Raw genomic sequence first — 15,572 nt, 5'->3', positions numbered from 1 at the left:
GACGCTCCGAGACGAACGTCTTGAGTGGAATCATGCTTTCGTCGGGTGGCGCGGACGCGCCACCCTTGCCCGCTACGACTTTCAGCTACTGCTGAGAATTGACCAACAATCCTCTACCCATGAGCGTTCAACTATTATCGCTAACAACCTTTTTCCATGGGCACAGTAGTGAAAATTGCAGCCATTGGAACCATTATACTCGGAATTGCTTATATTGCCGTTCCAAGAAGGTTATACAAATTTGATGTTAAATACCTGCGTGATACGTCTTCTAACCCATCAAGTAGGAAGATTCTGCTGTACCGAGTGGTAGGTGTTGGACTCATCGCAATAGGTCTCTCACATCTGCAATAAATTCAGATTCGAATAACCATTAATCTGTACTGATCACCAGCATCCGCGCGAACGTAGTGAGCGCGGTTCACTCCAGACGACCGCAGGGAGTCTGGAGCAGTTTTTAGTCCAGGTTTTTGCGATGGGGGGTCGCCTCTGGCGACCCCCCGACGTAAAAAAGTGGGTTCTAGTAGAACTCGCGGACGAGGTCCATCGCGTCTTCGGGTGCGCCGTCGGGAATCTCGTGCATGGGTTCGCTCAGGCCCTCGCGTTCGTCGAAGGGCACCGAGTTCTCGTTCTGGTAGATGACGCCCTGGTACTCCTTGTCGGCGTCCAGAATCTTGGTCTTGGCGTCGTCGTAGTCCGTCGGGTCGTGGTCGCTTTCGCCGAGGTCGACGATGGTGTCGCGGAAGTAGTCGTAGGTGTCGACGTCGTTGAACGTGACACACGGCGAGTAGACGTTGACGAAGCCGAAGCCGTCGTGTTCGATGGCTTTCTGAACGATCTCGGCGTGGCGCTGGGAGTCCGAGCTAAAGGACTGGGCGATGAAGCTCCCGCCGGCAGCAAGCGCGAGCGCGAGCGGGTTGACCGGGGGCTGTTTGGGGCCGTCCGGCGTCGTCGAGGTCTCGAAGTCCTCACGCGAGGTCGGCGAGGCCTGGCCCTTGGTGAGGCCGTAGATGCGGTTGTCCATGACGACGTAGGTCATGTCGACGTTCCGGCGCACGGCGTGGATGAAGTGGCCGGCCCCGATGGAGTAGCCGTCACCGTCCCCGCCCGCGACCATCACTTCGAGTTCCGGGTTGGAGAGTTTCGTCCCGATGCCCACGGGGAGCGCGCGGCCGTGGACGCCGTGGAGCGCGTAGCTGCGCATGTAGGTGCCGATCTTGCCCGAACACCCGATGCCGGCGACGACGAACGTGTTGTCCGGGTCGTTGCCGGTTTCGGCGAGGGCTTTCATCATGCCGTTCATCGTCCCGAAGTCGCCGCATCCGGGACACCACGTCGGCTGCTTGTCGGATTTGAAGTCCGTGAATCTGACGTCTGAGCTCATGTTATTCTGCCTCCACTTCGGCTGGTTCGGCGAGTTTGGTCTCGATCTCCGCTGCGAGTTCGTCGGCCTTGAATCGCACGCCGTTGTACTTGTTGACGCGCTTGAGGCGGGTGAGCGCGTCGTGTTCGAGCAGATCTGCGAACTGCCCGGTCGAGTTACACTCGACGACGATCACGTCGTCGGCCGCTTCGATCTCCTCCGATAAGTCGGGTCGGGGGAAGATGTACGGGACCGAGATGAAGCGAACGTCGATGTCCCTCTCGTCCAGGAAGTCGAGGGCTTCACGCATCGCGCCCTCGTTCGACCCCCAGGAGAGGACCAGGTTGTCGGAGTCGGGGTCGCCGTACTCGCGGTAGTCGAAGTCTTCCTGCTCGCGAGCCGTGTCGACTTTCTGCTGGCGCTTGTCGACTTGTTCGATGCGGACGTCCGTGTCCTCGGTCCGCCGCCCGAGTTCGTCGTGTTCGAGGCCGGTCGTCATGTGTGCGCCGCCGTCGGTGCCCGGGAACGCCCGCGGGCTGACGCCGTCGGCCGACGGGAAGTGGGGCTGGAACTGCCCCTTTTCGTTTTGCCAGTCGCCGATGGAGTCCTCGTCGACGACCTTCCCGCGGTCGACCTCAACCTCGTCCATGTCGAAAGTCTCCGGCGGGAACGTCTGCTCGGAGACGGACATCGCCAGGTCCGAGACCAGGAAGACCGGCGTCTGGTACTTCTCCGCGAGGTTGAACGCCTCGATCGTCTTCCAGAAACACTCCGAGATGCTCGTCGGCGCGACGACGAACCGCGGGACCTCGCCGTGGCCGCCGTACAGCGCCATGTTCAGATCGCCCTGTTCCTGTTTGGTCGGCATCCCGGTCGAGGGGCCGGACCGCTGTACGTCGGTGATGACCAGCGGCGTCTCGCTCGTCGCAACCAGTCCGAACGTCTCGGTCATGAGGTCGATCCCCGCCCCGGACGTCGCAGTCATCGACCGTGCGCCCGCGCGGGCAGCACCGAGCGCCATGTTGATCGCGGCGAGTTCGTCCTCGGCCTGGACGACCTTCCCCCCGTACTTGTCGAGGCGACCGGTCAGGTACTCCATAATGGAGGTCGCCGGGGTGATCGGGTAGCCAGCGTAGAACCGACAGCCGGCCGCGAGTGCGCCCATTCCGAGCGCCTCGTTGCCGTTCAGGAGGACGTAGTCGTTGTCGGTCGTCTCCAGGTCGTAGTCGAACTCGTGGTCGTACTCCTCGGCGACGTACTCCTGGCCGACACGTGCAGCCTTCTTGTTGTTCTCGACGATGGCCTGGCCCTTATCCGAGAAGCGTTTCTCCAGGGCCTCGTCCAAGTTCTCGATGGGAAAGTTCGCCACCGCACAGGCGGCACCGAGTGCAACGACGTTACGCATGATCGCGCCGCCGGCATCCTCCGCCAGCGCCTTCAGCGGGACGTCGAGGCCGACCATCTCGTCGGGGATCTCGACGTCCTGCATGGTGGTGCGCTCACCGTCGTAGATGATGACGCTCCCCTCGTCGAGTTCGTTCATGTTCTCGTGAATCGTCCGCTCGGTCAACGCGATGAGAACGTCGAGCCTGTCGACGACGCTCTCGATCCGGTCGACCGAGGTTCGTATCTTGTAGGCCGTGTACCCGCCACGGATGCGTGACGCGAAGTCCTTCGACGTGAAGACGTGGCGACCGGCACGGGACAGAGCCTGCGCGAAAATCTTGCCCGTAGAGTCGATCCCGTCGCCTGCTTCGCCGCCGATGGCCCAGTTCAGGTCCTCGGGCATACTAACGACCGACTACCAAGCCACGGAGCAAAAGCCTTCTGCAACGGCATTCATACGGGAACGACACGTCAACAAAAACGTGGGTATCCGTTCACTGTTCCGTGAAAAACACATAGAATTAAATAAACCTGAATAAACGTGACCGACTGGTTCCGTCCGTGTACGATTCGCCTCCGTCTCGGTATTTTTTACATCTGTTCGCGCCGTAACTGAAGAGTCGTGCCCTCTGTTCTCACGGTCGGTCCGACGGTTCGACCGCGGGTTGTCCTGTGACCGAAAGCACCTTTCGGGACGACGCGGACAGTACGAACATGGAAGACGTTACCGTTACTGTCGCCGCCGTCGAGTCCGTCGGTGACGACGCCGTCGTCGTCGAGTTCGAGACGCCGGACGGGTTCGAGGCCCGTCCCGGCCAGTTCGTCAAGCTCGGGACCGTCGTCGACGGCGAGCAATTGAACCGCTTTTACACCATCTCCTCGGCCGACGTCGACGGGACGTTCGAGGTCACGATCGAGATCGATCCCGAGGGCGAACTCGGCCCCGTCTTCGCCGACCTCGCCGCCGGTGAGACGCTCACGATGTCGGGACCCTACGGCAGCGACTACTACGAGGACGAACCCCGCGTCGTCGTCCTCGCCGGTGGCCCGGGCGTCGGCCCCGCGATCGGTATCGCACGCCGCGCCATCGCCGACGACGGGGAGGCCGCGGTCGTCTACCGCGACGACGACCCGATCCACGAGGACGCGCTGGCGGCACTCGAAGCCGAGGGCGCCACCGTCCACGTCATCGGTGCCGACGCCGACCTGACCGACACCGTCGCCGAGGTCGTCACCGCCGGTGACGGCGAACAGGTCTTCGTCTACGGCTTCGCCGACTTCCTGGACGCCGCGACCGCCGCGATCGAAGCGGCCGGGGTCGACTCCGACGCGGCCAAAGTCGAGAATTTCGGCTGAAGAATACGAGCGTATTCAGGAGAGAGGTCTGCTACCACTCGATTTCTCCGGAATTGCCCGGAATTCATAGATATTATGTGATACCCATTCGTTCTGTGGGTAATGAGCTCGGGTCGGTATCTCCGTCGTGTCGGATCGTCTCGGTTCTGTCTCCTCGTTTTCGCCCTCTGTCTCCTGACCGCCGCAGTTCAGCCGGTCGCTGCGACGACACACTCGGCCGTCGACGGCGAGTCCGGGACGGCAGCGACCGTCGGCGACACGTTCGGCCAACAGACGGCGAACGGGACTGCAGCGAACGGGACCGACGACGGATCCGACGACGACGCGGACGAGGAGTCCGACGCCGACAGCGACGAGAGCGGAATCGTCGGGACGATAACTGGCATTCTCGGCGGTATCCTGGGCGTCATCGGTGGCGTCCTCGGTGGCATCCTCTCCTTTTTCGTCGACAACATCATCGGGCAGGCCATCATCGGCCTCACGCTGGGGATCCTCATCGGGCTGAAGGGACTGGCGATCTACATCGAGCGCTACGAGGAGTGACGGTCGCCCCTCGACCCCCGTCGAACGGTCCGACGTGCGCATCGGTCGACAAGATATTCACCGTCTCCGCCGTATCGTCGCGCATGACATCTCTCACGAAGGCGCTCGCGGACCTGTTCGGTGACGAAGCGGAGACGGAAACGATCGAGACCGACGAGGACTCGCCGCCCGCGCTCGCCCTCGCCGAGGAGATCATGGCGAACCCGCGAACCGTCGACACGCGCGACGGGCGGGCGATCGGCTACGCGGACGTGGGTGACCCCGACGGCGACCCACTGTTCGTCTTCCACGGGTTCCCGAACTCCCGGGTGTTCGGCGCGCTGTTCGACGAGGTCGCCCGGGAGCACGGAATCCGGATCATCGCCCCCGAACGGCCGGGATTCGGGGTCTCGGACCCCGACCCCGATAGGGTACTGACCGACTGGCCCGCCGACGTGGCCGACGTGGCCGACGCGCTCGGAATCGAGACCTTCTCCGTGTTCGGTATCTCCGGCGGTGGCCCGTACGCCGCGGCGACTGCGGCCCTGCTCGGCGAGCGCGTCGATCGGGCGGCCATCGGCTGTGGCGTCGCCCCGATGGCCTCGGTCGGCCTCGGCGAACGGCTCTGGTACTACTCCGCACGCGCCGTCCCGTCAGTGACCAAACTCGCGCTCTGGCTGGGGGGCCGACAGGCCCTCGACGACCGCGAGGCGTTCCTCGAATCGATGGCCGACTCGGCCGCCCCGGCCGACGAGGAACTCTGGACGGGCGAGACGGGGAAGGTCGTCCACGCGAGCATGATCGAGTCGCGCCGTCACCACGGCCTGGACCCGCTGGTCACCGAGACGCGAATCTACGGGAGTCCCTGGGGGTTCGACCTGGCCGACATCGACGTGCCCGTGGGCCTCTGGTACGGGAAGGCCGACGTGCTCGTCCCGCCGGAGATGGGGTTGTATCTCGCCCGGGAAATCCCGACAGCGGAGGCACATATCTATCCCGACCTGGATCATCTCTCGGTCGTCGAGGAGAACGAAGCGGACATCGTCGAGTGGCTCCGGACCTGAGCGTCGGAGTCGGAGGACATTTCAGTGCGAATTGGAAAGGGCGGTCGAGAGCATGGCGCCCACGGACGTCAACCGCGAGGCAGTCGAGCGCCGGAAGGCGCGCCTCCTCGACGAGTACGACGGGGTGTCCGTCCGGGAGGAACACGAGGAGATACCCGCCCGTCTCTTCCCCGAACTCCGTGACCTCGCCCGGGAGGGGTACACCGGGGGCGGCTACGTCTGGGTCGTCCGCGGCCCACAGCAAACGGCACCGCTCGCCGACTCGCTCCCGAGCGACATCGAGGAGCGCCGGCGCGTCCTCATGATCCTCTCCCGGGGGACCGACCGCTGGGGACTGCCCGGCGGCGGCCGCGAGTGCGGCGAGACCTACGAGGAAGCGGCCACTCGGGAGGTCAGCGAGGAGACGGGCATCGACTGTTCCGTCGTCGAACCGTTCCTGATCCGGCAGCGCGTCAGCGTCTCGAAGGGCGAGCACGACGAGCGACTTCACACGCTGTGGGTCTTCTTCGACGGCCGCTACGAGGGCGGGACGATCCGGATCCAGCCGGGCGAACTCAACGGCGCGGCCTGGTTCGCCGACCCGCCAGAGCGGATGCACCCGGAAAACGAGTTCCGCGCCGCCGAGTGGAACCCCTAGTGCTGGACGAACTCGATGAGGACGCCGCCCGTGTCCTTCGGGTGGAGGAACGCCACGTCGTGTCCCCAGGCTCCCGTCCGTGGCTCCTCGTCGATGAGCCTCACATCCAGTTCGCGCGCACGTGCGAGCGCCGACTCGATGTCGTCGGTCGCGAGCGCGAGGTGGTGGATGCCTGGCCCCTGACTGTCGAGATACGAGGCGATGGTCCCGTCGTCGGACAGCGGCTCCAGCAGCTCGAAGTACCCCTCACCGAGTTCGAGGAAGACGACGCGCATGCCGTCGAACGCCTCCTCGTGGACGACGGGGGCCGACAGCAGCGTCTCGTAGGTGTCTGCCAGTGCCGCGGCGTCGTCGGTGGCGATTCCGGCGTGGTCGAGGTGCATAGCAGACGAGTCCATCGAGGCGCTATTCAGCGTGTCGGAACACCGCGGTCGAACTACCCCAGCGGGGTGTGAGGGCGAGTCAGGGCTCGATCTCGGTGAGGAGGACTTTGGAGACGCCCTCTTCGATCTCGAGTTCGAAGGGGAGGTCGCGGGTACTCTTCCGGAGGAAACGGAGAATGAACCACTTGATGTCTTCGGTCGGGAAGACGACGTGGAAGGTCTGCTCGCCGCTCTCTCGGACGGTCAGGAAGCCACAGACCGACAGCCAGTCGAGGAGTTCGCCGAGGTCCTCGAACCGTTCGGCGTACTCGGCGGCGTGGAAGTCCGCGACCGTATCGACGTCGGCGACGAACGATTCGGGCCACTCCCCGTCGGCGTCCGTGACGTTCTCGAGCAGGATGTGCAGGAAATCGATGTCCAAGAGGGCGTGCTCGCCGCCGGCGAGCAGTTCGTGGTACTCCTCGAGATCCACGCTGGATTCGGCGGTGGCGGCGTGGTAGTTCGCGGCGTAAAAGGAGAGCGCCCGTCGGACGAGGACGCTGTTTCCCTCCCCGGTCTCGGATACCAGTTCGTCCAGCGCATCGCGGGCGTCCTCGTCGAGTGAGACGGTGATCCGGTCGGCGACCATGTGCGGTTCTGGGGACCGAACGGCAAATACGCTGTGCTCACGCCGTCGGGTATCACACGGGTTCACACTCCGGATGTTCGGTTCATAACAACCCTTTTGCGGATTTCGTACCCTGTGAGAGATAGTCACAGATACAATGCAACCGGCAGTCACACTCCGGCGATCCGGCCGCCGACACGAGGTGAGCGGCGCATGAACCGGCCCCGCGTCGGCGTCGACGTGGGCGGCACCTTCACCGACGTCACGCTCGTCACCGAGGCGGGCGAACTCGTCACGGCGAAGGTCCCCTCGACGCCCGACCAGAGCAACGGCGTCATCGAGGGCATCCGGAAAGCCGCGACCGAGGCTGGGATCGACCCCGGCGAGATCCGCGAGTTCACCCACGCCATGACGGTGTCTGTCAACGCCCTGCTCGAACGCGACGGGGCGAAGACGGCCCTGGTCACGACCGAAGGGTTCCGGGACGTCCTCGAAATCGGCCGCCAGGACCGACCCTCGCTGTACGACCTCGACGCCGAGAAGCCGGCGACGCTCGTCCCGCGCCGCCGCCGCTTCGAGGTGGCAGAGCGGGCGACCCCGGAGGGGATCGAAGACCCCGTCGACGAGGCGGCCGTCCGCGAGGTTGCCCAGGAACTGCGGGACGCCGAGGTCGAGAGCGTCGCGGTCGCGTTCTTACACGCCTACGCCCATCCCGAAAACGAACGGCGCGCAGCGTCGATCCTCCGCGAGGAACTCGACGTGCCGGTGTCGGCGTCCCACGAGGTGTTAGCGGAGTTCCGCGAGTTCGAGCGGACGGCCACGACGGCGGTCGACGCCTACGTCACGCCGAAGATCGACGCCTACATCGGCCGACTCGAAGAGCGCGCCGCCGAAGAAGGCGTGCCGGCACCCCGCATCATGCAGTCCAACGGCGGGATCGCCGACGCGACGACGGTCCGGGACCACGCCGTCACGACCGTCCTGTCGGGGCCGGCGGCCGGCGTCGTCGGGGCCGACCGCGCCGCGTCGACGGTCCAGACCGAACACGGCCTCGACGGGCTCGTCACCTTCGACATGGGCGGGACGTCCAGCGACGTGAGCCTCGTCCGCGACGGGGACGCCGAACGCACCACGGACACGCAGATCGACGGGGTTCCGGTCCGAACGCCGATGGTCGACATCCACACCATCGGGTCCGGCGGCGGGTCCATCGCCTGGGTCGACGCCGGCGGTGCGCTGCGTGTCGGCCCCGAGTCCGCCGGGTCAGAACCGGGACCGGCCTGCTACGGCCGCGGCGGCGAGCGTGCGACGATCACGGACGCGAACGTCGTCCTCGGCTACATCGGGGATAGCACCGCGCTGGGTGGCGAACTCGAACTCGACGTGGAAGCGGCCGAGGACGCGCTCGCGTCGCTGGCCGACGAGGCCGGTCTCGACTCGGCGCTCGACGCCGCCCACGGCGTCTACCGCGTCGCGAACGCCAAGATGACTCGCGCCATCCGCGAGGTGACCGTCGAGCGCGGGTTCGACCCCCGTCAGTACGGCCTCGTCGCGTTCGGCGGCGCGGGACCGATGCACGCCGCGGAACTGGCCGCCGACCTCGACATCGAGACGGTCATCGTGCCGATGGCCGGCGGCGTCCTCTCGGCGTACGGCCTACTCGACGCCGACGAACAGTACGACGCGGTTCGGACGCACCTCACGCTGCTTTCCGACGCCGACGTTTCGGCGGTCGACGAGGCGCTCGAAGCGCTCTCCTCGGAGGTGCTCGCGGACGTCGCCGACCCGAACGCCGCGACGGTCGAGACGGTCGCGGACCTCCGGTACGAGGGACAGAGCTTCGAGTTACCGGTCCCGATCGGCGACGGCTTCGACGCCGCCGCCCTTCGCGAGCGGTTCCACGCCGCGCACGAACGCGCCTACGGGTACAGCATCGACGAGGGGATCGAACTCGTCAACCTGCGTGCGACGGCGCGGGTCGAACGCGGCGTCGCCGAGACCGTCTACGAGGCCGACGGCGACGCTCGCCTCGGCACGCGCGAGTCGTACTTCGACGGCACGGCACACGAGACGGCGATCTACGACCGGCGGTCGCTCGCGCCGGGCACCACCGTCGCGGGGCCGGCGGTCGTCGAACAGAAGGAAAGCACCACGGTCGTTCCCCCGGCATGGGCCGGTGTGGTCCAGGCCGACGGAACGCTCGTGCTGACGAGGGGGGACGACCGATGAGCGACGCCGACATCGACGCGATCACGCTGGAGATCCTGCGCAACCAACTCGAAGGGATCGCCGAGGAGATGGGCCAGGTGCTCATCCGCGGGTCGTACTCGCCGAACATCAAGGAGCGCCAGGACTGTTCGGCGGCGCTGTTCGACGCCGACGGCCGACTGGTCGCCCAGGCCGAACACATCCCGGTCCACCTCGGCGCGATGCCAGAAGCCGTCGACGCCGTCCGGGATCGGGACCCCGAACCCGGCGACGCCTACCTCCTGAACGACCCCTTCGACGGCGGGACGCACCTCCCCGACGTTACCATCGTCTCACCGATCGCCCACGAAGGCAATATCGTCGGCTACGCTGTGACGCGAGCCCACCACGCCGACGTGGGCGGGATGACGCCGGGAAGCATGCCCGCCGGAGCGACCGAAATCTACCAGGAGGGGCTGCGGTTGCCCGGGGTCAGACTCCGGGCCGGCGGCGACCTCGTCGACGACGTGCTCGACCTCGTCCTCGCGAACGTCCGGAATCCGGACGAGCGTCGGGCAGACGTTCGCGCACAGCTTGCGGCAAACGACCGCGCGGCCGAGCGGGTCGGCGAACTCGTCGCCGAACACGGCCGGGACCGACTGGCTGCGGCCTTCGACGCGGTGATCGACTACTCCCGGGACCGCGTCACCGCGGAACTGACCGAGATCCCCGACGGCACTTACGAGGCCCGCGACGTGCTGGAAGGCGACGGCGTCACCGACGAGGACGTGCCGATCGAGGCGACGGTCACGATCGACGGGGCGACCGTCGAGGTCGATTTCGAGGGGACTGCCGACCAGGTCGGTGGCAACATGAACGCGCCGGTCGCGGTCGCCAAGAGCGCGGTCTACTTCGTCGTCCGGGCGGTCACCGACCCGGAGATCCCCCCGAATCACGGCTGTTACGCCCCGGTCTCCGTCGTCGCGCCCGAGGGGTCACTGCTGAACCCGCGGCCGCCGGCGGCGGTCGTCGGCGGGAACGTCGAGACGAGCCAGCGCGTGACGGACGTGGTGCTCGACGCGTTCGCCGACGCCGTCCCCGGTGTCGTCCCCGCACAGGGCCAGGGAACGATGAACAACCTCATCATCGGGAGCCGCGACGCCGAGGGGTACACGTACTACGAGACCATCGCCGGCGGGTTCGGTGCCCGCGCCGGCCGGGACGGCATGGACGGCGTTCAGGTCGGGATGACCAACACGCTCAACACCCCGGTCGAATCCATCGAGACGGAGTACCCGCTGCGGGTCGAACGCTACGCGTTCCGACCGGACAGCGGCGGCGACGGCGAGTACCGCGGCGGACTGGGGCTCGAACGCGCGCTCACCGTCGAGGTCGACTCGGTGGTCTCGCTGTTGACCGAGCGCCGCCGACACGCGCCCGCCGGCGTCGAGGGCGGCGAATCGGGAGCCACGGGCGCGAACCTGATCGACGGCGAGTCAGTCCCGGCCAAGACCACGCAGGACGCCCCGGCAGGGACGACCGTCACGATCCGAACGCCCGGCGGTGGCGGGTACGGTTCACCGGCGGACCGCGACGAGACTGCTCGAAACCGAGACGAAGCCGACGAGAAAGTCAGCGACGACTAGCTGGGACGGACTCACGGAGTTCGTGGGAGTTGGGTCTGGCCCGGCAGCACCCCACAGTGGACGACTTCACATCTGGCATACACTATCAGTTGCACGGAACGACACAGGAGACCGGCGCTCGTTCGCTCTGTGTCTCGATAGTGGGGGTCTGACGCCGAGAGTGCCGGAGAAAGTATAGTGAGGTATGGAGCTCTCATACCCAGAACTTTTGATGGGTATCCCGAACCCCGAGACGAGCGATGACATCGACAGACTCCCCAGCGGCACGTGTGCCGTGTGAACTACCCCACCCTACTCGCTCACCGCTGCCGCGGTTCGCTCCTTGAGGGTGGGGCTTCCTGTTTCCACGACGCGCTTTGCAGATACGGGTGTATCCGCAGGGAGTGCAGTCTCCACAGGCGTTGATTTGGAGTGTCCCACTCCTACGTCTTCAAGACCGCGAGAAAGGATGTTCCACGCCGCGTTCGCGTCTCTGTCCGCTTCAAACCCACAGGAGGGACACGAGTGTTCGCGCACCCACAATGGTTTGTCCGTCTTGACACCACAGGAGCCACACTCTTTTGTCGTGTCTCTCGGGTCAACCGCGACGAAGTGCGTCCCCTCACGCTCACACTTGTATTCGAGCATCTGGAGGAACGTTCCCCACGCCGCACCTGTGCGGTTCCGCGAGTTGCCCGGCAGTTCAACCAGTCCCTTCGCGTCCAAGTCTTCGACAGCCACCAAGTCATACTCGGTGGCGTAGTAGTTCGACAACTTGTGGAGGAAATCACGACGCTTCCGCTTCAACTCGGCGTGACGCTCGGCCACGACTTTTCGTTGTTTCTCCCAATTCGCAGAGCCGTGTTCTTTCCGTGAGAGATAACGTTGAGCGCGTTCTAATCGCTCGCGCTCATCGGACAGGTCAAGTGACCCGACCGCCGTGCCGTCCGTATCGTGTGCGTACTTGAGAATCCCTACGTCGATTCCGACGCATTTCTCGGGATTCGCTGGTTTCTCCGGCATGGTTTCGTCCACGTCGATGCCGAAGGTAGCGAACCATTCGCCCGTCGGTTCTTGTTTGACCGTGACCTGTTTGATGGTCGCGTTCTCGGGAATGTCTCGGTGGAGGTGAATCGGTATCTCACCGATTTTGCTCAACCACAGGACAGGCCGACCACTCGTATTCTTGAGTTTGAAGCCGGACTGATTGTAGGTGAGCGACCGATACTCTCGTGGCGGTTTCCACTTGAGCATCCCGACGGCGCGTCCGTTCTCCTTCTGCGCTTTGAGTGTGGAGAGATTGTCGTAGACACGCTTGACGACCATCTGGAGAACTTTCGAGTGAATGTCGGTCAGGTCATCCCACCACTCTTTGAGGTCAGGGAGCGTGTCCTGTACCTCGTATCGAGCGGGGATCTCGTCTGCTTCGTTGAGTTTGTAGAGGGCGTGGTTGTAGAGTTGCCTACAAGTATCGATGTGGTGCAGAAGCGTCTCAGTGAAGTCTTCCGATGGGTCAAGTCGATACTTGTAGTTGTAGTGCATCTATGACTCTCGTTGTTCGATAAGTTCGTCCAGTTTCTCTTGAACGAACGAGGAGAGGTTCAGGTGGTTGTCCTGAATCCACTCCTCTTGGTCGTCACGGATGGAGATGGTCTTTCGCGTTGCCACATCATAAATTACGTAATTTGCATACAAGTAGTTTGTGGGTGGCGTGGGCCTGTGGGCCGGTCGTCGCAGAGTGTTTGAGGGACGATGACGGCGTGGACGAATCGCTCTGCGATTCGTTCGCACACCAGAATCTTCGATTCTGGGGACGCTGTATCCCCTCCCTACTGTGCTACTCGGCCTTCGGCCTGCGTTGCTCGTTGAGGAAGGGGACTTAGCGCCTGAAAACAGTTAAATCGACGCTGTTCTGTCCAAACTGTGACCACCAGAGCCGCTACGACGGAGACTGGACACTGGTCGAGACCGGGGCTGTCACTCGCTATCTGTGTCCGGAGTGTGGGACGAACATCACTACCCGTCCCCGAAAGACAGCCGTCGGTTCATCGCACCTTATTCGACCGTTTTGGCGAGTGTTCGGAGAAATCGTTCGCGCCTGGCAGCTGCTCTGGGAGCGGCGAGTACGTGTCTTCGCTCCCTCGCCGCCCAGGCTGTCCGAGACGGTTTGAACCGGAAAGCGACCGTCGCCGCGAGAATAAATTCAGTTACTCGTCACCGAGCGCGCCCGGAATTTCCGTCGTGGGAAGATCAACTGACCGACAGAGGTCCCAGGCAGTCGCTTGGTTGCTCGTCACGACGGGCACCCCGATTTCGGCTTCCAGCCGCTCGATCGCCGGCAGCGAGTTGTAGTTCGTACACGAGACGAAGACGGCGTCCACGGTGTCGGCGTCGACGGCGGTTCGGACCTGCTCGACCGCGTCCTCTGGCGTCAGCGCGCCGATTTCCGTGTTGTCGACGATGCCGCGGCCGTCGAGCGTGACGACCTCGAACCCGGCATCGACCAGGAACCGCCGTTCGCGCTCGTTGAGATCGTCGACGTACGGCGTGACGACGGCCACCTTCGTCGCGTCGAGGTAGTCCAGTGCTCGGCGGACGGACAGCGCGGTCACGACTGCCGGTGCGTCCACCGCAGCGCCGAGCCGCGACTCCAGGTCGCGGGCGAAGGATGCGCCGTGAAGCAGACTGCCAGTCGTACAGGCATAGGCGACGCCGTCGACACCGGCGTCAGCGAGACGGTCGGCCGCGTCGAGGGCACCGTCCGCCATCTCGTCGAGCGCGTCCGCCGTCACGTCCGCGAGCGGCATTCGGGCGGCGTGGCGGGTCACGTCGTCCGGGGTCGCGGCCGCGAACTCCGGTTCGGCGGTCGTGTTCGAGGAGGGGACGACGAGTCCGAGTCTCGTCGTCACGACTGTCCCTCCGGGCGTGTGGTCGGGGACAGCGATGGGGTCGGTTCTCGGACTGTGCGAGCGCCGTCGCTAGTGGGTGGTGTGTTCATGAGAATCGGTGGTCGGGGTCGATCAGAGGACGCCTGCGATGGACAGTAGTGTCCGAACGCCGAGCCAGACGACGACGAGGGTCACGATGCCGCCCAGGACGTTCTGTGGCGTCGTGTTGACGTAGTCGCCGAGCGACTTGCGGTCGTTCATCACGTAGATGAGGAACAGGGCGATGATCGGCAGCAGGATGCCGTTGGCGACCTGTGCGAACAGGATCGCCTGGACCGGGCTGGTTCCCAGCGCGGAGAAGACCACGCCCACGAGCAGGATGGTCCCCCAGACTGCGCGAAATCGCGTCGAGGTGAGATCTCGCTCCCAGCCGAGCGCGCCGGCGGTTGCGTACGCCCCGGCCAGCGGTGCCGTGGTCGCGCTGGTGAACCCGGCGGCGAACAGCCCGATGCTGAAGAATATCTTCGCGTGCGTACCCACGAGCGGTTCGAGTTGCTGGGCCATCGTGCCCACGTCCTCGATCTCCGTGCCGACCGGGAACGCCGCGGCCGCCGTCGTCAGGATCGCGAGGGTGATGAGCCCCCCGACGACGATGGAGAGGACGGTGTCGGTCCGACACTCGCCGAGATCCTCGATGCTGCTCCAGCGCTCCTGGACGCTGCTCGCGTGCAGGAAGAGGTTGTATCCGACGACGGTCGTCCCGATGAGTCCGGTGATGACGAACGCCGACCCCTCCGGGACTTTCGGGACGAACCCGCCCATGATCGCGGTGAAGTCCGGCCCGATGAGGATCGCGTCGATGAGGAAGGACAGGCCCATGATGGCCACGAGCCCGACCAGCGCGCGTTCGATGAGCTTGTAGTTACCCGTCCACAGGAGGGCACCGGCGATGAGGCCCATCAGCGGCCCCCAGATCGTCTGGCTCACGCCGGTGATGGTTTCGAGGCCGGCCGCACCGCCGAGGATGTTGCCGGCCTCGTAGGCCGCCGTCCCGATCCCGATCGCGCTCACCACGAGCGCGACGCTCACGTACTGGGGCAACGGGTTATCGAAGCGCTTCCTGAGCGCCTCACCCAGCCCCTCTCGCGTGACCAGCCCGAGGCGAGCGCTCATCTCCTGTAACACGATGGTCGCGATGACCGAGAACGCGATCGTCCAGATCAGTGCGTACCCGAACCGTGCGCCTGTTACGCTTGCCGTCGTGACGGTTCCCGGACCGATGAACGCCGCGGCGACCATCGCGCCCGGACCGATCGTCTTGAGTCGTTCGACGAGATTCATGTATGGATGTTGATCTGCGCTAACTACTCACAACCTACTATCTGAGCTGTATAATGGTTCTTATGACCCGTGCGTACGCCCTGCACAGGTTGTATGACTCCGTATGAACTGCTGGTTCGGGTGGCCGCGTCTCGACCGGGTATCGCGTGTGGAACCGGGTGGCGTCATACGTGATTGTTGTCTTACATGTGGTAACGCGACTCAAGAACTAAG

At 64.7% G+C, this 15,572-nt stretch carries 14 protein-coding genes; 6 read left to right on the top strand and 8 right to left on the bottom strand.

Translation table 11 applies throughout. The features are described from left to right. Window positions 1–520: 520 nt before the first annotated feature. Both E2481_RS16160 and E2481_RS16155 read right to left on the bottom strand, forming a co-directional pair. A complete protein-coding gene (locus tag E2481_RS16160) occupies window positions 521–1,384 on the bottom strand; it encodes a 2-oxoacid:ferredoxin oxidoreductase subunit beta (protein WP_136718204.1) in 864 nt (287 codons plus the stop codon). Window position 1,385: 1 nt separating this feature from the next. Further along, complete coding sequence (locus E2481_RS16155) at window positions 1,386–3,152, bottom strand: 2-oxoacid:acceptor oxidoreductase subunit alpha (RefSeq protein WP_136718203.1); 1,767 nt, start codon at window positions 3,150–3,152, stop codon at window positions 1,386–1,388. Between the two features lie 311 nt (window positions 3,153–3,463). Here E2481_RS16155 and E2481_RS16150 point away from each other — a divergent pair, with 311 nt between their 5' ends. The 4 genes from E2481_RS16150 to E2481_RS16135 all read left to right on the top strand — a co-directional run bounded on the left by E2481_RS16150 (window position 3,464) and on the right by E2481_RS16135 (window position 6,328). After that, complete coding sequence (locus E2481_RS16150) at window positions 3,464–4,105, top strand: ferredoxin--NADP reductase (protein WP_136718202.1); 642 nt, start codon at window positions 3,464–3,466, stop codon at window positions 4,103–4,105. Between the two features lie 102 nt (window positions 4,106–4,207). Then, entirely contained in the window at window positions 4,208–4,648 is a 441-nt protein-coding gene (locus E2481_RS16145; protein WP_136718201.1) for a hypothetical protein, read from the top strand. Between the two features lie 83 nt (window positions 4,649–4,731). After that, complete coding sequence (locus E2481_RS16140) at window positions 4,732–5,691, top strand: alpha/beta fold hydrolase (protein WP_136718200.1); 960 nt, start codon at window positions 4,732–4,734, stop codon at window positions 5,689–5,691. A 52-nt stretch (window positions 5,692–5,743) separates the two neighbouring features. Then, window positions 5,744–6,328 carry an NUDIX hydrolase gene (locus E2481_RS16135; protein ID WP_136718199.1) on the top strand — a complete coding sequence of 195 codons (585 nt, stop codon included), beginning with the start codon at window positions 5,744–5,746 and terminating at the stop codon, window positions 6,326–6,328. Here the strand turns inward: E2481_RS16135 and mce are convergent. Then, window positions 6,325–6,711 carry a methylmalonyl-CoA epimerase gene (mce, locus tag E2481_RS16130; protein ID WP_136718198.1) on the bottom strand — a complete coding sequence of 129 codons (387 nt, stop codon included), beginning with the start codon at window positions 6,709–6,711 and terminating at the stop codon, window positions 6,325–6,327. The two genes, E2481_RS16135 and mce, sit on opposite strands and share 4 nt — an antisense overlap. A 79-nt stretch (window positions 6,712–6,790) precedes the next feature. Next, window positions 6,791–7,339, bottom strand: a complete 549-nt coding sequence (locus tag E2481_RS16125; protein ID WP_136718197.1) for a ribbon-helix-helix protein, CopG family — start codon at window positions 7,337–7,339, stop codon at window positions 6,791–6,793. A gap of 192 nt (window positions 7,340–7,531) precedes the next feature. Between E2481_RS16125 and E2481_RS16120 the strand changes: the two genes are divergently transcribed. Continuing rightward, window positions 7,532–9,547 (top strand): hydantoinase/oxoprolinase family protein, encoded by a 2,016-nt coding sequence (locus E2481_RS16120; RefSeq protein ID WP_136718196.1) that lies wholly within the window; start codon window positions 7,532–7,534, stop codon window positions 9,545–9,547. Next, on the top strand, window positions 9,544–11,151 hold the full coding sequence (locus tag E2481_RS16115; RefSeq protein ID WP_136718195.1) for a hydantoinase B/oxoprolinase family protein: 1,608 nt from the start codon (window positions 9,544–9,546) through the stop codon (window positions 11,149–11,151). Before E2481_RS16120 ends, E2481_RS16115 begins: the two co-directional genes overlap by 4 nt. A gap of 291 nt (window positions 11,152–11,442) precedes the next feature. On the opposite strand, the gene E2481_RS16110 is transcribed toward E2481_RS16115, so the two are convergent. The 4 genes from E2481_RS16110 to E2481_RS16100 form a co-directional block, all read right to left on the bottom strand. Continuing rightward, a complete protein-coding gene (locus tag E2481_RS16110) occupies window positions 11,443–12,672 on the bottom strand; it encodes an RNA-guided endonuclease InsQ/TnpB family protein (RefSeq protein WP_136718194.1) in 1,230 nt (409 codons plus the stop codon). After that, entirely contained in the window at window positions 12,673–12,798 is a 126-nt protein-coding gene (locus tag E2481_RS19050) for a hypothetical protein (RefSeq protein WP_256867908.1), read from the bottom strand. Between the two features lie 539 nt (window positions 12,799–13,337). After that, window positions 13,338–14,039 (bottom strand): maleate cis-trans isomerase family protein, encoded by a 702-nt coding sequence (locus E2481_RS16105; RefSeq protein WP_136718193.1) that lies wholly within the window; start codon window positions 14,037–14,039, stop codon window positions 13,338–13,340. A gap of 111 nt (window positions 14,040–14,150) precedes the next feature. Continuing rightward, window positions 14,151–15,359, bottom strand: coding sequence for an Nramp family divalent metal transporter (locus E2481_RS16100; protein ID WP_136718192.1), 1,209 nt, complete (start codon window positions 15,357–15,359; stop codon window positions 14,151–14,153). Window positions 15,360–15,572: the final 213 nt, after the last annotated feature.

This window comes from Halorientalis salina, assembly GCF_005049285.1.
GTDB classification, from domain to species: domain Archaea; phylum Halobacteriota; class Halobacteria; order Halobacteriales; family Haloarculaceae; genus Halorientalis; species Halorientalis salina.
Note: the sequence above shows the minus strand (reverse complement) of the source record. Positions and strands in the feature narration are given on the sequence as shown.